This is a genomic window from Romboutsia sp. CE17, from assembly GCF_012317385.1.
GTDB lineage: Bacteria > Bacillota > Clostridia > Peptostreptococcales > Peptostreptococcaceae > Romboutsia_E.
Map to the genome: position 1 here is coordinate 1,094,622 of NZ_CP051144.1, position 19,956 is coordinate 1,114,577.

Sequence of the window (19,956 nt, forward strand, 5' to 3'; positions counted from 1 at the left end):
CCAGAAGAATAAAAGAAAATAAATAAAACAACATATAAAAATTGATAGTCTAAACATAAAACTTAATTTTTACATAAAATATATTATAAAAATAGAAAATATGTATTTACATTTTCTATATGTGAATATAAAATAAAAGGAATAGTATTATTTAGTCCTTTTTAGAAAGTATTGATAACATTATGAATAAAGTGTTTTTATCTGTATATTATCTTTAAAATTGACTAAAAACTGATAAATTGAAATTATAGATCATGTAAAGTATTGACAATACAATGTTTTACATGAATTCGTATAATCCCAATAATATGGATTGGGAGTCTCTACCAGGACCCGTAAAATTCCTGATTACGAAGAAAGCTTACACAGATATGATAGTGGGTTTTCTTTGTAATGGGGAATTTTTTTATACAAATTTTTAGAAAATAATTATTTAAACATAGATAAGAAAGGGAGATATTAATATGAACAAGTTACCTAAAATTGAACTACATTGTCACTTAGATGGAAGTGTTAGAGTAGAAACTGTTATAGATATTGCGAAAAAAGAAAATATTGATATGACTTCATATGATTCAGAAAAAGTTAGTGAACTATTAAGAGTTCCATCAAACTGTACATCATTAGTAGAATATCTAAAAAAATTTGAAATACCTAATCAAGTAATGCAAACCAAGGAAAGTTTAAAAAGAGTAACATTTGAATTATTAGAAGATGCGCATAAAGAAAATATAAAATATATGGAAATAAGGTTTGCTCCAATACTTCATACAAATAAAGGTTTAAGTATAAAAGAAGTAATAAAAAGTGTTATAAATGGGATAAACTATGCTGAAGAAAAATATGATATAAAAGCGAACTTAATATTAGGATGTATGAGAAATATGAGTGAAAATGATGCAATCTTAGTGATAAATGAAGGGAAAGAATTTTTAGGAAAGGGTGTAGTTGCAGTAGACCTTTGTGGACCAGAAAATGAGAACTTTTCAGAAGAATATAAAAATGCTATAAATTTAGCTAGAAGTTATGGATATAGAGTTACAATACATGCAGGAGAAGCAGCAAGTGGAAAAAATGTAGTAGAAGCTATAAATTTATTAGGAGCTGAAAGAATAGGTCACGGAATTAATATTAAAGATATGAAAGAGGCATATGAATTAGTAAAGGATAAAAAAATCACATTAGAAATGTGTCCTACAAGTAATATACATACAAAGGCAATAGATAGCATGAAACAGTATCCATTTTATAATTTTTATAAGGATGGAATAAGTGTAACTTTAAATACGGATAATAGAACTGTATCTAATATAGATCTTACTAATGAGATAAATTTAATAAAAGACAATTTCAATATGACAATGGATGAATATAAGGATATTTACTTAAATACAGTTGAATCAACATTTGCAGATGAAAAAACAAAAGATTGGTTAAGAAAACTAATTTAAATAACAGAGGGCATAGTATGTTATTTACAAACTATGCCCTTTAAACGAGAATGTCTATAGATTTGTGTAAATAAGATTTTTTATAATTTATATTACTGGAAATTTCAAATTCCAGTAATATTTTTTTATTTTTGAGAAATACTAATACTGGAATTCTTTACACAATTATTATGTGTTTAATTTAGTTATTTATACACTAAATTTTCCATAATTTTAAAAAAATTTATATTGTGTAAGAGTTAGGTATCCTTTCTCCAAACATAATTGTAAGCTGTCCTAAAGTAGACGCCCAATTTTGGTTTGGAGAGGTCCATTTCTCCATAATTTTCATGGTAGATAAATATAGTGATTTTCTTAGTGACTCATCTGTTGGAAATACAGTTCTTACCTTAGTATATTTTCTTAACTGTCTATTAAATCCCTCAAGAGCATTTGTAGTATAAATAATTCTTCTAATTTCATGTGGATATTCAAAATACGTATTCAGATTACTCCAGTTATTGTACCATGAATCTATTACAACAGAATATTTTGAATACCATTTCTCCTTAAGAATATCTAAATTTTTAAGTGCTGTTTCTTCGTTAAATGCCCTATAAACACTTTTTAAATCTTTCATAAACTCTCTCTGATCTTTTGATGCTATATATTTAAGAGAGTTTCTAATTTGATGAACTATACAAGTTTGAATACTTACATCTGGATATACAGTTTTAATTGCTTCAGGTAGACCTTTTAAACCATCCATACATGCAATTAAAATATCATCTACGCCTCTATTTTTCAAATCATTACAAACTGATAGCCAAAATTTTGCGCCTTCTGATTCACCAATCCAAATACCTAATATATCTTTTTTTCCTTTCATATCTAAAGCCATACATATATATGCTGCCTTTGAAACTATTTTATTATCATCTCTTACTTTAAAATGCATAGCATCCATATATACGATTGGGTATATTTCATCAAGTTCTCTGCTTTGCCATTCGGCGGCAGCCTCTACAACCTTATCTGTTATCTTAGATATCATTGCAGGAGACACATCAATGCCATATAGTTCTTCCATTTCAGATTGGATATCTCTTACACTCATACCACAGGCATAAAGACCTATTATTTTTTTATCTAGTTCATTACATACAGTTTCATACTTTTTAACAACCTTCGGTTCAAATTGTGCTTTTCTATCTCTTGGTATATCTAGGCCAACTTCACCAAAACTACTTTCAATAGTCTTAGAACTATATCCATTCCTATAGTTTGGATTAGCTTCATTACTTCTTTCATGCCTTTCTCTTCCCAGATGTTCTTCCATTTCTGCTTCTAGCAATTGTTGGATAATATCTTTGAACAGCTTTTGCATTAATCCATTTTTACCAACTACATCTTCCATGGTTTTACATTTTCTTACTTCAGCTTGGTAGTCTAAATCTGGAATAATTATTTCTCTTTGATCTTTCATTTCTTTACCTCCAAAAGTTTAATATGAATATTATTCCAAACTTACCAATTTTACATTCAAAAAAGACTGTAGGTAAGTTTGTATTTACACAAAACTACCTACAGTCCCGTCTAATGCCGACTCCCTTATTTCATACTAATTATATTTTTAGATAATTCATTAATACTATCAGATAGAGCCTGAAGCTTACCTTCAATCCTAACAAGTAAATACATGCTAAGGGCTATAGGAAAACCAACAGAAGCTATCAGAGTTTGAATCTCTGAATTCATCATAAACACAACCTTTCTATATAATTTTATAAAAAAGACTATGCTAAAAAAGGGGAGTTTTAAAGCATAGTCTTTATAAGTTTTTAAATTTTAGGCAAGTTTTAAATCTTAGGGAATAAAGTATTACCCAGTAGGAATTAATAAAATTAACAAAGAATTTTTTTAACCTATAACTAAATCATAAGGAGTTGTCTCTTTAACAACTATTTTTGCATCTACTGCAGATACTAGGCTTAATCCATTTGGATCAAAGATATTCTTAGATATAACTAACTCCATAGCAGATTTTATTTCAGCTTCAGTTATATTATCTCTAGGGTCTTGTACAGTTAATGATACTTTTGAATCGCCTTCATCTAAAAAAGTCATTACTAAACTTTTAGTAGTTTCCATTTAAAATTCCTCCTTTCTTAAATTTAAAATAATAGACTATTAACTAAGTGTTGTGTTATCTACTTTTATTATGTCGACTACATCATGTTTTTGAAGTCCCATCAAAGCTACTCCAACATCATATACATCCTGAAGTACTGCATCATGTTTTAAATTAGAAAAAGATTTACTTCTTGTTTTTGCTTTTCCATCTACTAAACCTAAGTCTAATACGATTTTCAAGCTTGATGGATTTTTAAATTCTACAACAGCCATAATATATACCTCCTTATAAAATTTTTTTAAAGTAATCTTTTAATTACTTTCTTGATATTAGTATAGGAGGTTTACTTTTTAGGCTATATTAAAATACTTTATGAAAAATTTTATTTAAAAAAGTTTATATTTTATTTTGTAGTTATATATGTGTCTTTGAATCCTTTGGATATAGCTTTATTTTTTAGTTTAATTGCATTGTTTTTATCATTGAAAGCTCCTATACAAACCCTATAAAAAATATCATCATTAGTTATGGACTTATTTACAAATGATAGTAGGGTAGATGATATTGTATCTGCTATATCTTTTATATATTTAGGTGATTTTAGATTATTTTCTACCAAAGGGTTTGATATAAAGTCTATTTCTATTAATAGAGCAGGCATTGTAGTTTTTCTAAGAACTGAAAATTCTTTTGATATTTTTATTCCACGATTAGGTGTATTTATTTTATTTGAGATATTAGTGGATAGATTATTAGCTAGGTTGTATAGTTTACTAGTTTTATCGTATACCCATACTTCACATCCTTTTGCAGTTTTATTAGTTGATGAGTTCATATGAATGCTTATAAAGTAGTCGCAGTTATTTTTATTTGCTTTTGTACTTCGATAGTCTAGGGAATAGTATTTGTCATCCTCTCTTGTGGTTATTACTTTTTCAAGAGCTTGTTCTAGAGTGTTTTTTACCTCAAGTCCTATTTTTAGAACTATTTCACTTTCTTTAGTTTGCTTTTGTCCGACAGCTCCTGGGTCTTTTCCTCCATGCCCAAAGTCTAAGTACCATTTCATTGTGTTACCTCCCTTATGTTTTTCTTATAATTTTATATATTTTTTATAAAAAAGTATCTTAAATGATTTTAGAAATATATTTAGGAATTTCAATATATAAGTAAAAATTTTTATCATAAAACAGCACAAAATATATGTATTATGACAAATTATTATGATAACTTTATAGAATTAATAATTGACACAATAGAAAAATATACTATAATTAAATTAAAAGTAAATAATTAGTGCTAGGGGTGCCATTGGCTGAGAGGTTGCAACCGACCCTTATTACCTGATCTGGTTAGTACCAGCGTAGGAAAGCAACAATAAATATTAATATAATAATCTATTAAATCAAAAAGGTGATTATAATAATTGGAGATTTGGAAGCTATGCCTATATCAGGTATAGCTTTTTTTATTTATCTAATTAATCAAAAGGAGTATGAGATATGAAAAACTATAAAATACCCACATTAACAATTGCTGGATCTGATTCATCAGGTGGAGCTGGTATTCAAGCAGATCTAAAAACTTTTTCAGCAATAGGAACTTATGGTATGAGTGTTATAACAGCCATAACTGCTCAAAATACTGAAGGTGTATTTGATGTGGAGGAATTAAGTTCTAACATAATAAAATCACAAATAAGAGTAGTTTGTGAAGATATACCGCCAAAGGCTATAAAAGTTGGAATGGTTTCTTCTCCAGAAATTATAAAAGATATAGTAGATACTTTAGAGGAATATCCTTGTGAATATTTAGTAGTTGACCCAGTTATGATTTCAAAGAGTGGTTATGCACTACTAAAACCAGAGGCAATGGAAAATTTAAAAAAATATCTTATACCTAAGGCATACATAGTAACACCAAATCTTCCAGAAGCAGAAGAAATAACAAATATGAAGATACATACTGTTGAAGATATGAAAAAGGCAGGTCAACTAATATTAAATTTAGGTCCAAAGTATGTGCTTATGAAGGGTGGACACCTAAATGGAGATTGTATAGATTTACTTATGGGAAAAGATATATTTGAGATATTTGAAGGAGAAAGAGTAAATAGAAAAAATACTCATGGAACAGGTTGTACTATATCTTCAGCAATAGCATCTCATTTAGCTTTAGGTTATGATGTAAAAGAAGCTGTAAGACTTAGTAAAGAATATATTACAGAAGCCATAAGATATAGTTTTGATATAGGAAAAGGTGTTGGACCGGTACACCATTTTTATAGAGAAGATAAGAATAATGATAAATAGGGAGGAGATTTATATAATGGAAATATTTAATTTAATAGAAAAAGTCAGGGAGATAAATCCATTAGTACTACATTATACAAATAATGTAACTATAACAGATTGTGCTAATACAACTTTAGCCATAGGAGCTAGTCCACTTATGAGTTTTTCATATGAAGAAGTTGATGATATAGTAAAAGCAGCTAGCTCTGTTGTAATAAATATAGGAACTATGAATAGTGAACTTTTAGATTTATTCCTTTTAGCAGGAAAGACTGCAAATAAGTATAACAAGCCAGTTATATTAGACCCAGTAGGTGTATTTGCAACGAAAGCTAGAACAGAGCTTACTAATAAGCTACTTAATGAAGTAAAATTTGATGTAATTAGAGGTAATATATCAGAAATACAATTTTTAGGTGGTCTAGATGTAAATGGAAAAGGTGTAGACTCTTTTGATGATGGAAGAGATTCTACGCATATAGTTGAATATGTTGCAAGAAAGTTAGATTGTGTAGTAGTTGCATCTGGTAAAACAGATTTAATAAGTGATGGTAAAAGTACTTATAAGATACAAAATGGAAGTGCGAAGTTAAAATTCATAACAGGGACAGGATGTATGAGTACAAGCTTAATTGGAAGTTTCTTACCATGTACTGATAAAACAATTGATGCAGCAGTTATGGGAACACTAGCAATGAGCTTAAGTGGTGAACTTGCAGATAAAGAAAATCCACCAATAGGAACATATAAAACTTTATTATTTGATAATTTATTTTTGTTAGATAAGAAAACTTTAGAAAAGTATGCAAAGATTGAAGTTAGAGATATAAATTATTCATTATAGGGAGAGGTATATGTTAATTACGGACTATTTATATGAAAGTGTAGAGTCGATATGGGAAGCATATTTAGATCATGACTTCTTAAAAGATATGGGAAATGGAACTTTATGCAAGGAAAAATTTAAAAACTATTTAATACAGGATTATCTTTATCTAAAAGAGTATGCAAAAGTATATGCTATGGCATTAGTAAAATGTGAAAATATAAATCAAATGAAGTTTTGCCAAAGTAGTATAAATGGTATATTAGAAGATGAAAGTGCCACACATATTTGGTATCTAAAAAACTTTGGTGAAAAAATAGAAGAATTAGAAAACTACAAAATCAAAGAAGCTAACGAAAATTATACAAGCTACATGAAATCCATAGCGCTAACAGGTGATTTAATAGATACTATGGTAAGTGTGTTACCATGTGCTTGGAGTTATTACTATATAGGTAAAAATCTAAAAGAAATTTACAAAGAGAATTTAGAAGAAAACTTTTATAAAAATTGGATAGATTCTTATTCGTGTAAAGAATATGAACAGGTTGCAAAAAGTAGCATAGATTTTGTAAATGAACTATGTAAAAATATTGATGAAAATAAAAAAGAAAAATTAAAAGACATATTCATAAAAGCAAGCATTCATGAAATGAGATTTTGGGATATGGCATATGAGGAGATTAAATAATGATAAATACAATAATGTTAATTATATGTTTAATACCGATAGCTTACTATCTACTAAACATAAAGAAATCTAAATTAGATACAAAAACAATGATAGTTGTAGCCTTATTTGCTGCATGTAGTTTGATGTTATCTAAAATAAAATTAATTCAATATCCACAAGGAGGAGGGGTTGAGTTATTGTCATCACTTCCAATTTTAATGGTTGGACTACTTTATGGACCTATTACAGGTATGACTTGTGGACTAATTACAGGAATACTAGGTTTAATGGGTTCAGCATATATAATTCATCCGGCACAATTTTTACTAGATTATATATTACCAACTATGTTGCTTGGGCTTAGCGGATTATTTAATTGTAAAGAAAAGAAAAATATATTTATAGGATGCTTATTGGCAGTACTTTTAAAACAAGTTTCTCACATACTTTCTGGGTGTATTTACTTTGCAGAATATGCATGGGAAGGATGGAATCCACTTGTTTACTCAATAGTTTACAACTTATCAGGAACAGGCCTAGAAGGATTACTTAGTACTATAGCTTTAACTGCAATGCCTTTATCTAAAATAAAAAAGATGGCCAATATAAGTACTACAAATAAATATAATCTAGGAGAAACTTATGATAAATAAAGAGAAATTAAAAAAAAATCTCAAGCTATATTTAGTTACAGACTCACTTATACTAAAAGATAGAGACTTTTATAAATGTATAGAAGATGCTATAAAAAGTGGAGTTACTATGGTACAACTTAGAGAGAAAAATTTAAGTGGAAAAGAGTTTTTAGAAAGAGCAATAAAGCTTAGAGAACTTACTAAAAAATACAATGTAACATTTATAATTAATGACAGAATAGATATTGCCATGATTGTAGATGCAGATGGAGTTCATATAGGACAAAGTGATATAGATGCAATTTCTGCTAGAAAACTACTGGGAGAAAATAAGATAATAGGAGTTTCAGCTAGAAATCTTGAAGAAGCTAAAATTGCTAAAGAAAATGGTGCAGACTACTTAGGTATTGGAGCTATGTTTTCAACTTCAACTAAAACAGATGCAAAATTAGTTTCTTTTAATACTTTAGAAGAAATTATAAAAGAGGTAAATTTACCCTTTGTATTAATAGGTGGTATAACACTAGATAATGTAAACGAGCTAAAGAAATTCAATCCAGATGGATATGCCTTAGTATCAGGAATTTTAGGAGCAGAGAACATAGGTAAAAGAGTTGAAAAGTGGTATGAAAGAATTTAAATATGATGATTTTACTTATGAAATCTTTAAATATTAGCTTAATAATTAGAAGAAAAATATTTAACGCTATATATAAAAATACCAAGGTCAATACAGTATTAACCTTGGTATTTTTATATGCCTTTTTGCATCTAAAAGTCGTGAATATGCATCTTCTATAACTAAGCAATCTTATTGATATTCAAATATTGATTGTATAAAATTATAATTAATAAGGATTTTATAGAGTGAATTTAAGGGGGAAATATGAAATTAAAAGTTGGGAAGTTAAGTGAAGAACAAGCAATACAAGTATCAAAATGGAAATATGAAGGCGAGTATGAGATTTATAATTTACCTGACTGGGATACTATGATTAAAGAACAGTATTCATTATGTGACGAGGTAAAGAGAGAGCAATTTACATCATTTGTAAACGAAGAAAATGAGCTAATAGGATTTACAAACTTATTAGATGAGGGTAGTAATATATTTTTTGGTATCGGTGTAAATCCTAAATACTGCAATAAAGGTATAGGAAAAAGTATTACAAAATTAGCATTAGATGAATGTAAAAGTAAATATCCAAATAAACCTGTAATATTAGAAGTTCGAACATGGAATATAAGAGCTGTTAATTGTTATAAATCTCAAGGTTTTGAGATTGTAGAAGTTAAGCATCAAGAAACTTATATTGGTAAAGGTGAATTCTATGTTATGAAATGTTTAAATAAATAGATATTTAAAAGCAATATTTTATTGAAACGAACACTATTATCACAAATTTAGCTAACATAATCAATAAATAAAATAAGGGAGTCTAATTTACCGACTCCCTTATTTCATACTAATTATATTTTTAGGCAATTCATTAATACTATCAGATAGAGCCTGAAGATTGCCTTCTATCCTAACAAGCAAATACATGCTAAGAGCAATAGGAAAGCCAACAGAAGCTATAAGAATTTGAATCTCTGAATTCATCATAAACTCAACCTTTCTATATAATTTTATAAAAAAGACTATGCTAAAAAGGGGAGTTTTAAAGCATAGTCCTTACAAGTTTTTAAATTTTATTGGTATATTGATTAAAGGTAATGTATATATAGGAAGAATAAAAAAAGTATTATATCATTTATATGTTTTTTATTAATGTTTACAAGTATCTCTTTTGCTGATAATAAGCAGATTAAAAAAACTTAAAAGATATGGAACTTGTAGATAATAATATGAGTATTATGATAAAGCAAATAGTTGGAGATGAACCTCTTAATATAGATAATCTAAATAAAGATATAAAATTTTTGGAATCTATATTAGAAGAGAGATCAAAAAATATAACATCATTATATGCAACGGAATCTAGTACAGAACTAAAAAGAACTTACTCGACATTATTAAATACAATATCTCTCTATGAGTTGAGTTTAAATAGTATAAAGGCATATATTAATGATAATAGTAAAGTAGATTATTTTATTGAGGCATGTACAACTTATTACAGTTGAAATATTTCATTAATGGTTGTAAATAAAAAACATCAAAATAATTAGTAAAATAGAATATATCTTTACATTTATATAGATGTGTCTTTAGAAATTATAAAACCCTACGTATCAAAACCAGACGTAGGTTTTTTTTATTTATACAAAGAGAAAGTAGAAAACTTACAATTTTATGTACAATCAAGGGGAATAATTTTAGTATATAAAGATAAAACTAATATTAATTAAGATACAAGTTTAAAAGCTTTATGAGTAAATAAGGTAAACTAGAAACTCAAGTCTACCTTATTTACTCATAAAATCTTTTAAGGATATATCATGAGCTTTTATGAATTTATATGGATCAGACTCAAATAATAGAAAATCAAAGATATAGTAAAGTAATAAAGAGTGTCCTAGTTGATGAGTAGCATTAAATCGAATGTCTTCTAATATTAGTAAATAAAGCAGTAAGTATAAAAAATGTATGAGATATATCCACATAGTAGAGGAACTATTAGTTGAATTAACATAAATTTTAATATAAGAATCGATATCATTATCTTGTAAAATTTGTTCTAAATTACTATGATCACTAAGCATATAAGAGACATCTATAGTACGGTTGTAGTTATTAAGATAATTATTTATAGATTTCAAGATTATTAAAATTTTACTATTTGAATAAATCATAGATAAATTTTTAAAACCTGAGAGTATATGTTCATTTTTTATTGAAAATCTATGAAGGTAATTTAAGTTAAAATTAACATTACGATTATAACTAGGTGAGTTAATAGGTAGTTGCCACCATAAGTAATTTATAACGGTACTATTATCGTTTTGGGATAGAGTTATATAATAAGAATTAAGCTGCTTTAGAATAATATCACGATAATTGTAATTACTTTTAATTTGATTATATTTATTTGGATCAATATAAACTTGTATAAATTTATCATCAGGATAATTAAAGTAGTTTGTATTAAAATTATTTTTGTTTACAAAATTATGGATATTTATAACTTACACCTTCCTTTTCACATGAATTATTGAATTAAGATATTTCTAGAAATTACCCTTATTATTTTTGTAAATTTCAGAAAGGCAATTTATGCCTTTAACACCAAGATCTTTAGCAGTATCAACTTCAAAATGTTCCATTAATACTTCTGCAAGGACTATTGGAATTTCAAACTGGATAATAACAGTATTATTTTTAAAATTTTTTTTATTTTGTTTGATTAAGCTTATGATTTCAGTAAACAATTTATCTTTATCTTTTTCAAATTTTGATTGATCGACATCACATGAAACTACTACTACACAATTCTTAAAGCTATATTTATGTCTAGTTAGCTTCTTCCATGAAGAGTGGGATTTGCCCTCTTCCTTATCATATCTCATGAGATTATTAATAAATACTTCTATACCAGATGAAGATTTATCTAAACCTTTATATAATGTTACATTATAATTATTTAACAGTTTATTTGATACTAAAAGCTTTCCATTAATATTAACACTTTCTACCAGAACTCCATTTACTTCAATAGATGCCAAACCTTTGTCTATATACATTCTATATCGAATGCCCAATTCTTTAATAAGATCATTTACAAAATTTTTTTTTCCTATTAATTTTATAAATTTAGATTCTAGTTTACTAATAATAATAGTTGTACCTTCTGGTTTATTAAAATCAAATTCACAAACATCACTGTGAACTTTTAATTCTTCATCTTTTGAATCTAGATCAAGCCAGAGTATTCTGGAAGAAGTCTTATTATTAGAAAATATGTCGATTCTGTTTCCTATAGTAAAGAAAGATAATTTCATACCATTTCCATCAGACTTTTTATTACTATTGATATCTAATTTGAAGATATCATTCTCAGTTTTATTACTATCTATGCCTCCACTATTATCATTTATAGTAATTTTATTTTCTTTAGTACTTATAGTAATAAGGCAAGGATTTTGCGCTGATATAAATTTTTCCTTAGCTATTAATGAGTTATCAATAAATCTACTGATTGACTTGGAAAAAGATTCATTTTGAGTTAAATTCTTCTTTAAAAATTTTTTGTGTACAATAACTTTAGTACTATTCAAAATAATCCCTCCTAGTATAAGTAATTTATATTAATTACTATAATGATATTCATAAAAAAATAAATTGTTACAAATAGTAGCGATATATAGATATACTTATTTATTCGAAGACAGAAAGAGATTGATTGTAAGTTTGACCATTATATTTGTATTAGTAAATGTGATACTATTGAATATTAAGGGGAGAAGTTTATTATTGTTAGATTGGAGTTAGAGTATGAGGTATCACAGGTATTTATAGGGAATTTGTAGAGAAAGTATAAAACTAATTTAAAATATTAATATGATAAATAATACCTACGTCGTTTTTTATGATGTAGGGTATTATATTAGGTAATATATTTAAATGCAACGAAATTTGTCATATAATTACAATATAAACAATAGAGAAAGATTGGGGGAGATTAATGTGAAGCAACTTGAACAAGACAGACTAATAGAAATACTGGAGTTTTTAAAAGTATATTCAAATGAGCCGTATAGAAATCCAGCAAACGAGACTAATAAAATAGAAAAAGCAAAACTAGAAAATTTAAAATCTAAAGGTCAAAATGCATTATCTTTATTCAAAGATATGTGTACATATTTAGAGGATGAAAATTATAAGAAAAAAGTATCTTCAAAGTGGCTAGATGGAAGCAATAGATATGTAAGAAACTACTTGTGGGCAGAGATAAAACATAAAGATAAAAAGCATCTACCAAGTAGTATATCAGTAGTTGCAGAAAATAAATATGAACAAGTAAAATTCATGATATATGTAGAGATAAGAGACGAAGGTTCTAGTGAAGAGGATTATGTAAGGCATAATAAATTTTTAGATGAAATTGATTTTGATAAAGAAGATATGGAGTATTTTGGAGTTACCAAGGATGGAATGCTATTTAATGAACTTAGTAAATTTGAAATAAAAAAATATATCCAAACATCTATGAATAGAGAAAATGAAAGAATACGTGTAGGTAAATCTTTTACTTATGATGTGGTTAGGGATAATGGAGATAAATATATATTTACTGCTATGAAGGATACTATGAATATATTAAAGAAATACTATGAAATAGCAGTACAAGAAGGGGATAGAATAGATATGGATACAACTAAAAATAACAATGGTCCTAAGAATGTAATATTATATGGTCCTCCTGGAACAGGTAAGACTTATAACGTTTGTAATAAAGCTTTAGAAATAATAGATTATGACAAATATAAAGATATTATAAATGCCCCAAATAAAAGAGATGAAGTAGTAAAAGAATTTAATAGGATAAAAGAGGATGGACTAATAGGATTTTGTACATTCCATCAATCATATTCATATGAAGATTTTGTAGAAGGTCTAAGAAGTGATGGTAGTGGAGGATTTACTCCAAAGGATGGTATATTTAAACAATTATGTAAAAATGCATCTATTAAATCACAAAAAGAGATTATATCATATAATCCTTTAGAAAATAAAACTAAAAACTATGTACTTATAATAGATGAAATAAATAGAGGAAATATATCTAAAATATTTGGAGAGCTTATAACTCTTATAGAAGAAGATAAGAGAATAGGAGATAAAAATGAATTAAAGGTAACTCTTCCATATTCTAATGAATCTTTTGGAGTACCAAACAATTTATACATAATAGGAACTATGAATACAGCAGATAGGTCTATTGCACTTTTAGATACGGCACTTAGAAGAAGATTTGACTTTATAGAGTACATGCCCAATGAAGAGTTACTTTCAAAAGATGTAGAAGGGATAAATGTATCTAAATTACTAAAAACTATAAATGATAGAATTGAGTTTTTACTTGATAGAGATCATAAAATAGGACATGCATATTTTATAAAAGAAAATTTAAGTTTTGAAGATCTTGTATTAATTATAAAAAATAAAGTTATTCCTTTACTTCAAGAGTATTTCTATGATGATTTTGAAAAAATAGATATGATACTAGGTGGAAGTGGAAAGAATGGAGATAACGACTACTTATTAAATAAATCAATTATTAAAGCAAGTAGTCTATTTAAAAGTAATCAAGGGGCTATGTATCCAGATCAAGTTAAGTATAGTGTGGTAGAAAGGCCTAGTAAAAAAGCGTTTATAAGAATATATGAAGAAATAAAATATGAAACTTTAGATAGTAATATAAACTTATCAAATGAGGAATAGTTCTATGAGACATATAACTATTCATGAATGTTATGATAAACTTAAAATTACAAAAGAAGAATCAACTACATCAATAACATATAAAGAAGCTGATGAGCTTAATAGATATATAGAAAGTAAAAAGTTGGATAAAACTAATATAATATGGTCAAGAGATAGTGTACTTTTTATAAACTACGTTGGATTTATAAAGTTATCAACTGTATCTATAGAGATATTACCTAAGATTGATATAAATAGAAATGACCACGAAGGTAGTAGAGAAGCTTTACTTAGTATGCTTAATAAAAGTGGAATAATAAATTTTAATTATTCAGATCTAGGTATGCTTAGTATATATAAAATGAATTTAGAAGAAATATTAGCATTAATATTTTCTAAAACTCTTCATAATCAGTTGGTAAGAGGACCGTATTTAGAGTATATTAATGTAGAAGAAAATAGTAAAGCTTTAAAAGGAAGTGTATTTGTTAAAGAGCATATTAAAAATATATCTAGATGTAGAAGTGATGTATTTTGTAAATTTGAAGAGTTTTCTATAAATAATACCTTAAATCAAATATTTAATACTTGTATAAAAAAGACTATTAGAAATATAAAAAATTCAGAAACTTTAAAAATATTAAGTCATATAAATGTGGTATTTTCTGAAGTTGGATATATTGACGTAAACAATAAAAAGATATTAGATTATAAGTTTAATAGGCTAAATTCTAGATTCGAGCCAAGTTTATTATTAGCTAAGATGATCTTAAATGGATTTTCATCTGTTGGAAATAAAGGAGATGATAAATCATTTGCTATATTGTTTGAGATGAATGATGTATATGAAAAATATATAACTAATTTACTTAGATTAAATTTAAGTAAATATAGTGTTCATTCTCAACATAATAAGTATAAGTTATTGAAAAATGAAAAAACTGATAGAGATATATTTTCACTTAAACCAGATATTGTTATAGAGATTGATGGTAAGGAAAAGTTAATTATAGATACTAAGTGGAAAAAGATTGATAAAAACTCAAATAGACATGGTGTGAAAAGAGATGATTTTTATCAGATGTATGCTTATTTAACTAGATATAAAGAGTCTAAAAGTGCTATTTTATTATATCCTAGTATAGGTGATGAAAGTTATGAGTATTTAGAGTCTTGGTATTTAGATGAAAATGAAGATAAAAAGATAAGGGTGTATGCTGTAAGTCTTGATGAGGAAGAGAAAGCTATAAATACTCTGAAGTCTATTGTAGAAAATAATATTTAAGAGCCATGCTATATAAGTATATATTAGTGCTTAAATTTAGTACTATACAATATAGATAACAAATAAATTATAAAAATAGATAGTGAATATGATAAAGTATAAAACCCTACGTATCAAAATCAGACGTAGGGTTTTTTACTGAAATAGCTAATGAAACTTTAATTAACCATATAAATAATGAAGTTAAGGTCATCTATAGTACAAAAATAAATAATTTATTTATTCATAGATATAAAAATAGAGATACAATATAAGTAAATTAATATTTTATGGGGGGATTTTTTATGTTGGAACAATTAACTAAAGAGGATCTACCTGATGGAGTTATGGATATTGTCGATACTATAGGTATTGATGCTTTTAAAGGTTTGGTAAGACTTGCTGGAGGTAGTAATTTATATATTCCTAATGAGAGTAGTCTTGTTAAGTCTTATAGGAATAAAAAGATTAGAGAAGAATTTAATGGAGATTATAAGGTTATTTCTAGGAAGTTTGGGATTAGTGAGGTTCAGGTTAGAAATATTGTTAATTTAAAAGATGTATAGGTAATGTGTTTGAAGGCTACATTTTAACTTAGAAGTAATAAAACAAAGAGTAATATTTACATATTACTCTATTTTAGTGTACATTCTATATTTGCTAAAATTTAATTGACAATTGCTATATAGCTAATTTAACTTTATAAGTATTAGTGGTAAAATATAGCTTAACTAAATATTAGAAAGGTGAGTTTATATGATAGTAGATATAACACAAACAACTCAGATTGGAAAAGTATATAGAGCAGGTTCAAAGCCATTAGAAGTAGAGAGCGTAAAGAGATATTCTAGAAGTGGAAGTGAATATACTACAATAAACTTTTCTTGTGATGTTCATAACATGGGAACTCATATAGATGTAATGGGAGCAGATGTAGAAATAGAAAATAATAGACTTATATCAGAAGGTATAAAGTTTGATGTTTCTAATATAACAGATAGACCTATTGAATTAAGTGATTTAGATATTTCTCGTATTAAAGAGGGAGTATATGTATTCTTTCAAACTAACTGGGATGAATATATAGATGATGATGAAAAATATAGCAACCATCCTGAAATTTCTATGGAAGTAATTGAATATCTAGTGGATAAAAAAGTTAATATGATAGGAATAGATACTTTAGGTTTAGGTTTGAGACGAAACCACGGTATTATAGATGAGTACTTAGCAAAAAATAAAATCTATGGTATAGAAAACTTATGCAACTTAAAAAGTATACCTGATGAAAATTTTAAAGTATATTGCTTACCTATAAAAGTCGAGGGGATAGATGCTCTTCCAGCTAGGGTACTAGTAGAATTTTAAAAATTAATTAGTAAAAATTAGGGAGATATAAAATGGAGTATAAGCCAATGGTAAGTATATCATGGAGTAATCTAATTGCATCTATTTTAATTGTAATTGCGATTTGTTATACAGTTATAAAGTTTATAAAAAAGTATATTAAAAATAACTAAGCATCTCTAGTTGAGATGCTTTTATTGTACCTAAAAAGCACATATTATTATATGCAACTATTTATCTTAAAGTCAGCTAGAAGAGTCTAATTTTTATTTATGATAAGATTTATAGGAAGGATTAACCCTTCAAATCCTTCGCATATAAATAATGCAATTAATTGACGTGATAAAATAAAGGTGATATTATATACCAAACGGTCGGTATATAAGGAGGATTTATGACTAAAAATAATACAAAGAAAAAACTGATTGAAGCTATGTATAAATTAATTGCTAAAGAAGGTTATGAAAAAGCATCTATAAACAAAATTTGTACATTAGCTGGAGTTAAAAAGCCAACATTTTATCATTACTTTAATTCTAAAGAAGAAATATTTATTACAATAATTAAAGAAACATATCCATCTGATTTTAGTAATATTTTAAATGAAATAAAATCTATTACATCAATTGAAGATTACAAAAAAGCGTTATATGAATATGGTGATAAGTTTATTGAATCATATGAAGAAGATATAGATATGCGTAAAATTTGTGCTGAAATTGATTTACAAACAACTCGAATTGATGAAGTAAAAAAAATAGTTAATGAGTGTGAAGAAATTATAGCATGCAATTTATATCAAATTGCTTTACATGGTAGAGAAATCGGTGCATTTAGTAAAGAAGCAGATATTCAAATGTTTTCTCAAAACATACATAATATGATTATAGGACTAGATAAGTCATGTATTTGTAATATTAAACTGGATGCAAGAAAGATTTGGAGATTTAATATTGATGCTATGTTTGCACTTCCCAAGGAGATAAGATAATGAATCAAGAGCATTTTGGAACAATGGAACCTAAAAAGCTATTTGTTAAACTAGCAGTGCCAAGTTTAATTAGTATGCTATTTTCATCTTTATATATGATGGTAGATGGAATATTTGTTGGGAAAATAATAGGAAGTAAGGCTTTAGCAGCTATAAATCTTGTATTTCCAATAATTATGATTAGCTTTGCATTTGGAGATATGATAGCATCAGGAGCATCTGTAAAGATAGGTATTAAACTAGGCGAAAAGAAAGAAAAAGAAGCGAGTGAGATTTTTTCGGTAGCTCTTTTATTTATATTTATTTTAAATATTATTTTTGCAGTATTAAGTTTAATATTTGCAAAAGATATTATTTTTATTTTAATTAAAGATACACAACTTGCAGAGCAAGCATATAAATTTGCTTATGTCTTTATTTGTTTTTTACCAATTATAGCTCCTTTTTTTGCTATAGATAACTACTTAAGAATATGTGGCAAGGCTAAAATGAGTATGTGGATAAATATAAGTGTATCAGTACTTAATATTATTTTAGATGCTATTTTTATAGGATATTTAAAGCTAGGAATAGAATATGCAGCTCTTGCTAGTTCACTTAGTATGTCTATTGGAACAGTAGTTTTAATATATCCTTTTATTACAAAAAAAGTTGTATTAAGATTTACAAAACCAAAAATAAAAATAAAAGAAATGTTAGGAATTATTTATAACGGTAGTTCAGAATTTTTTAGTAATATTTCTGGTTCTATTATGGCAGTTATTATGAATAGTTTTCTTCTCAACTTAGGTGGAGCAGTAGGAGTAGCTGCATATTCAATTGTTATGTATATAGAATCATTAATTATACCGATGCTTTTTGGAGTAATAGATTCAGTACAACCTGTTATTAGTTACAACTATGGTTCTAAAAATAATAAACGTATAATAACTTTTTTCAAAATAACTTGTACTGTAGCGATTTCTATTTCTATTATAACAATGGTTATAATATTTGTATTTCCTGATTTTTTAGTGAGGTTATTTTCTTCTAAGTCAGATATAGCTGTTATAAATATGGCTAAGACTGCATTACTTTTATATGCACCGTCATACTTATTTACTTGGTTTATTATGACTGTAAGTGGATTTTTGACAGGACTTGAAAAAGCAACGTCATCTATTGTGCTTATGTCAGCAGAATCAATAGTATTACCATTATTAATAACTTTGATTTTAACTCGATTTATTGATGTTTACGGAGTATTTGTCACTCCAACAATTAGTGGAGCAATTTCCGCAGTTATTGCACTTATTCTTTTGAGAAAATGTATTAAAAATGAAATAAAGCCTTCTTAAGAGTAGATTGTTTTTAAGTTTATTATGTTAAATAAATTTTCCGAATTATAAAAGGGGGAATAATTATGAAGATAAGAACAGCAACTATTTTAGATTTACAAGCTATTACTGAAGTTGAAGCAAGATGTTTTCCTAAAGCAGAAGCAGCTTCAGAAAATGATTTTAAAAAGAGATTAAGTGTATATCCTAATCATTTTTGGCTTTTAGAAGATGATAAAAAACTTGTTGGTTTTGTAAATGGCATGGTTACAAATGAACCAATACTACGCGATGAGATGTATGAAGATGCTAATTTACATAATGAAAATGGTCAGTGGCAAATGATTTTTGGCGTAAATACTATACCAGAATATCGCAGACAAGGTTGTGCAGAAAGAATACTTAAGAAAGTTATTTCTGATGCTAAAGAGCAAGGGCGTAAGGGATTAGTGCTTACATGCAAAGAAAAATTAATTCGATATTATGAAAAGTTTGGATTTGAGAATGAAGGAGTATCAGAATCAACACATGGAGGAGTAGTTTGGTATAATATGCGCTTAACCTTTTAATACAGATAAAATTTTAAAATAAGGCTATGTTTTAATATAATGTTGATTTTAGAAACTATTTCAATAATAAAAAAGTAGGAGTTGATAAATTGGTTGCTCCTACTTTTGTTCTC

The 19,956-nt window shown here is 26.8% G+C and carries 22 protein-coding genes and 2 riboswitches; of the genes, 15 read left to right on the forward strand and 7 right to left on the reverse strand.

The features are described 5' to 3' along the window. Nucleotides 1-270 precede the first annotated feature (270 nt). Nucleotides 271-371, forward strand: a riboswitch (purine riboswitch). A gap of 93 nt (nt 372-464) precedes the next feature. Beyond that, on the forward strand, nt 465-1,451 hold the full coding sequence (gene add / locus HF520_RS05200) for an adenosine deaminase (RefSeq protein ID WP_330586309.1): 987 nt from the start codon (nt 465-467) through the stop codon (nt 1,449-1,451). 223 nt (nt 1,452-1,674) lie between these two features. Here the strand turns inward: add and HF520_RS05205 are convergent, their stop codons facing one another. The 5 genes from HF520_RS05205 to HF520_RS05225 form a co-directional block, all read right to left on the reverse strand. After that, a complete protein-coding gene (locus HF520_RS05205; protein ID WP_168572333.1) occupies nt 1,675-2,916 on the reverse strand; it encodes an IS256 family transposase in 1,242 nt (413 codons plus the stop codon). Nucleotides 2,917-3,041: 125 nt separating this feature from the next. After that, on the reverse strand, nt 3,042-3,188 hold the full coding sequence (locus HF520_RS05210) for a YvrJ family protein (protein ID WP_147540072.1): 147 nt from the start codon (nt 3,186-3,188) through the stop codon (nt 3,042-3,044). Between the two features lie 162 nt (nt 3,189-3,350). After that, the gene (locus HF520_RS05215) at nt 3,351-3,581 is read right to left on the reverse strand and encodes a DUF2922 domain-containing protein (RefSeq protein WP_168573019.1); all 231 of its coding nucleotides are present in this window, start codon (nt 3,579-3,581) and stop codon (nt 3,351-3,353) included. Between the two features lie 39 nt (nt 3,582-3,620). Beyond that, complete coding sequence (locus HF520_RS05220) at nt 3,621-3,836, reverse strand: DUF1659 domain-containing protein (RefSeq protein WP_168573020.1); 216 nt, start codon at nt 3,834-3,836, stop codon at nt 3,621-3,623. A 131-nt stretch (nt 3,837-3,967) separates the two neighbouring features. Further along, nucleotides 3,968-4,630 (reverse strand): N-acetylmuramoyl-L-alanine amidase, encoded by a 663-nt coding sequence (locus HF520_RS05225; protein ID WP_168573021.1) that lies wholly within the window; start codon nt 4,628-4,630, stop codon nt 3,968-3,970. 222 nt (nt 4,631-4,852) lie between these two features. Next, nucleotides 4,853-4,948, forward strand: a riboswitch (TPP riboswitch). A gap of 115 nt (nt 4,949-5,063) precedes the next feature. On the opposite strand from HF520_RS05225, the gene thiD reads away from it, so the two are divergent. From thiD to HF520_RS05255, 6 genes are all read left to right on the forward strand, one after another. Then, a complete protein-coding gene (thiD, locus tag HF520_RS05230) occupies nt 5,064-5,873 on the forward strand; it encodes a bifunctional hydroxymethylpyrimidine kinase/phosphomethylpyrimidine kinase (RefSeq protein WP_168573022.1) in 810 nt (269 codons plus the stop codon). A gap of 16 nt (nt 5,874-5,889) precedes the next feature. After that, on the forward strand, nt 5,890-6,699 hold the full coding sequence (thiM, locus tag HF520_RS05235) for a hydroxyethylthiazole kinase (protein ID WP_243155204.1): 810 nt from the start codon (nt 5,890-5,892) through the stop codon (nt 6,697-6,699). Between the two features lie 10 nt (nt 6,700-6,709). Then, a complete protein-coding gene (tenA, locus tag HF520_RS05240) occupies nt 6,710-7,372 on the forward strand; it encodes a thiaminase II (RefSeq protein WP_168573023.1) in 663 nt (220 codons plus the stop codon). After that, the gene (gene thiT, locus HF520_RS05245; RefSeq protein ID WP_168573024.1) at nt 7,372-8,007 is read left to right on the forward strand and encodes an energy-coupled thiamine transporter ThiT; all 636 of its coding nucleotides are present in this window, start codon (nt 7,372-7,374) and stop codon (nt 8,005-8,007) included. Before tenA ends, thiT begins: the two co-directional genes overlap by 1 nt. Continuing rightward, on the forward strand, nt 7,997-8,629 hold the full coding sequence (gene thiE, locus HF520_RS05250; RefSeq protein WP_168573025.1) for a thiamine phosphate synthase: 633 nt from the start codon (nt 7,997-7,999) through the stop codon (nt 8,627-8,629). Before thiT ends, thiE begins: the two co-directional genes overlap by 11 nt. A gap of 246 nt (nt 8,630-8,875) precedes the next feature. Then, nucleotides 8,876-9,346 (forward strand): GNAT family N-acetyltransferase, encoded by a 471-nt coding sequence (locus HF520_RS05255; protein ID WP_168573026.1) that lies wholly within the window; start codon nt 8,876-8,878, stop codon nt 9,344-9,346. 99 nt (nt 9,347-9,445) lie between these two features. Here HF520_RS05255 and HF520_RS05260 read toward each other — a convergent pair whose 3' ends face one another. Beyond that, nucleotides 9,446-9,595: a YvrJ family protein gene (locus HF520_RS05260; RefSeq protein WP_330586310.1), complete on the reverse strand. Its 150-nt coding sequence runs from the start codon at nt 9,593-9,595 to the stop codon at nt 9,446-9,448. Between the two features lie 242 nt (nt 9,596-9,837). Between HF520_RS05260 and HF520_RS05265 the strand changes: the two genes are divergently transcribed. Next, nucleotides 9,838-10,116 (forward strand): hypothetical protein, encoded by a 279-nt coding sequence (locus HF520_RS05265; RefSeq protein WP_243155205.1) that lies wholly within the window; start codon nt 9,838-9,840, stop codon nt 10,114-10,116. 1,044 nt (nt 10,117-11,160) lie between these two features. Here the strand turns inward: HF520_RS05265 and HF520_RS05270 are convergent. Then, nucleotides 11,161-12,207 carry an ATP-binding protein gene (locus HF520_RS05270; RefSeq protein ID WP_168573027.1) on the reverse strand — a complete coding sequence of 349 codons (1,047 nt, stop codon included), beginning with the start codon at nt 12,205-12,207 and terminating at the stop codon, nt 11,161-11,163. A gap of 409 nt (nt 12,208-12,616) precedes the next feature. Between HF520_RS05270 and HF520_RS05275 the strand changes: the two genes are divergently transcribed. From HF520_RS05275 to HF520_RS05305, 7 genes are all read left to right on the forward strand, one after another. Beyond that, complete coding sequence (locus tag HF520_RS05275; protein WP_243155206.1) at nt 12,617-14,374, forward strand: McrB family protein; 1,758 nt, start codon at nt 12,617-12,619, stop codon at nt 14,372-14,374. 4 nt (nt 14,375-14,378) lie between these two features. After that, complete coding sequence (locus HF520_RS05280; protein ID WP_168573029.1) at nt 14,379-15,641, forward strand: McrC family protein; 1,263 nt, start codon at nt 14,379-14,381, stop codon at nt 15,639-15,641. Nucleotides 15,642-15,925: 284 nt separating this feature from the next. Beyond that, on the forward strand, nt 15,926-16,186 hold the full coding sequence (locus HF520_RS05285) for a Mor transcription activator family protein (RefSeq protein WP_168573030.1): 261 nt from the start codon (nt 15,926-15,928) through the stop codon (nt 16,184-16,186). Nucleotides 16,187-16,376: 190 nt separating this feature from the next. Further along, nucleotides 16,377-16,988, forward strand: coding sequence for a cyclase family protein (locus HF520_RS05290; RefSeq protein ID WP_168573031.1), 612 nt, complete (start codon nt 16,377-16,379; stop codon nt 16,986-16,988). A 373-nt stretch (nt 16,989-17,361) separates the two neighbouring features. Beyond that, entirely contained in the window at nt 17,362-17,958 is a 597-nt protein-coding gene (locus HF520_RS05295) for a TetR/AcrR family transcriptional regulator (RefSeq protein WP_168573032.1), read from the forward strand. Further along, nucleotides 17,958-19,295, forward strand: a complete 1,338-nt coding sequence (locus HF520_RS05300; RefSeq protein WP_168573033.1) for an MATE family efflux transporter — start codon at nt 17,958-17,960, stop codon at nt 19,293-19,295. The genes HF520_RS05295 and HF520_RS05300 overlap by 1 nt, the downstream gene beginning before the upstream one ends. A 65-nt stretch (nt 19,296-19,360) precedes the next feature. Beyond that, on the forward strand, nt 19,361-19,843 hold the full coding sequence (locus HF520_RS05305; RefSeq protein ID WP_168573034.1) for a GNAT family N-acetyltransferase: 483 nt from the start codon (nt 19,361-19,363) through the stop codon (nt 19,841-19,843). Nucleotides 19,844-19,956 lie beyond the last annotated feature (113 nt).

Excerpts from the sequence above, each read along its gene's own strand:
- thiE (WP_168573025.1), top strand. The coding sequence starts at position 7,997 with ATGATAAATAAAGAGAAATTAAAAAAAAATCTCAAGCTATATTTAGTT.
- tenA (WP_168573023.1), top strand. The coding sequence starts at position 6,710 with ATGTTAATTACGGACTATTTATATGAAAGTGTAGAGTCGATATGGGAA.
- add (WP_330586309.1), top strand. The coding sequence starts at position 465 with ATGAACAAGTTACCTAAAATTGAACTACATTGTCACTTAGATGGAAGT.
- HF520_RS05290 (WP_168573031.1), top strand. The coding sequence starts at position 16,377 with ATGATAGTAGATATAACACAAACAACTCAGATTGGAAAAGTATATAGA.
- HF520_RS05300 (WP_168573033.1), top strand. The coding sequence starts at position 17,958 with ATGAATCAAGAGCATTTTGGAACAATGGAACCTAAAAAGCTATTTGTT.
- HF520_RS05260 (WP_330586310.1), bottom strand. The coding sequence starts at position 9,595 with ATGATGAATTCAGAGATTCAAATTCTTATAGCTTCTGTTGGCTTTCCT.
- HF520_RS05210 (WP_147540072.1), bottom strand. The coding sequence starts at position 3,188 with ATGAATTCAGAGATTCAAACTCTGATAGCTTCTGTTGGTTTTCCTATA.
- HF520_RS05220 (WP_168573020.1), bottom strand. The coding sequence starts at position 3,836 with ATGGCTGTTGTAGAATTTAAAAATCCATCAAGCTTGAAAATCGTATTA.
- HF520_RS05305 (WP_168573034.1), top strand. The coding sequence starts at position 19,361 with ATGAAGATAAGAACAGCAACTATTTTAGATTTACAAGCTATTACTGAA.
- thiD (WP_168573022.1), top strand. The coding sequence starts at position 5,064 with ATGAAAAACTATAAAATACCCACATTAACAATTGCTGGATCTGATTCA.
- HF520_RS05285 (WP_168573030.1), top strand. The coding sequence starts at position 15,926 with ATGTTGGAACAATTAACTAAAGAGGATCTACCTGATGGAGTTATGGAT.
- HF520_RS05205 (WP_168572333.1), bottom strand. The coding sequence starts at position 2,916 with ATGAAAGATCAAAGAGAAATAATTATTCCAGATTTAGACTACCAAGCT.
- thiT (WP_168573024.1), top strand. The coding sequence starts at position 7,372 with ATGATAAATACAATAATGTTAATTATATGTTTAATACCGATAGCTTAC.
- HF520_RS05255 (WP_168573026.1), top strand. The coding sequence starts at position 8,876 with ATGAAATTAAAAGTTGGGAAGTTAAGTGAAGAACAAGCAATACAAGTA.
- HF520_RS05215 (WP_168573019.1), bottom strand. The coding sequence starts at position 3,581 with ATGGAAACTACTAAAAGTTTAGTAATGACTTTTTTAGATGAAGGCGAT.
- thiM (WP_243155204.1), top strand. The coding sequence starts at position 5,890 with ATGGAAATATTTAATTTAATAGAAAAAGTCAGGGAGATAAATCCATTA.
- HF520_RS05265 (WP_243155205.1), top strand. The coding sequence starts at position 9,838 with ATGAGTATTATGATAAAGCAAATAGTTGGAGATGAACCTCTTAATATA.
- HF520_RS05225 (WP_168573021.1), bottom strand. The coding sequence starts at position 4,630 with ATGAAATGGTACTTAGACTTTGGGCATGGAGGAAAAGACCCAGGAGCT.
- HF520_RS05295 (WP_168573032.1), top strand. The coding sequence starts at position 17,362 with ATGACTAAAAATAATACAAAGAAAAAACTGATTGAAGCTATGTATAAA.
- HF520_RS05280 (WP_168573029.1), top strand. The coding sequence starts at position 14,379 with ATGAGACATATAACTATTCATGAATGTTATGATAAACTTAAAATTACA.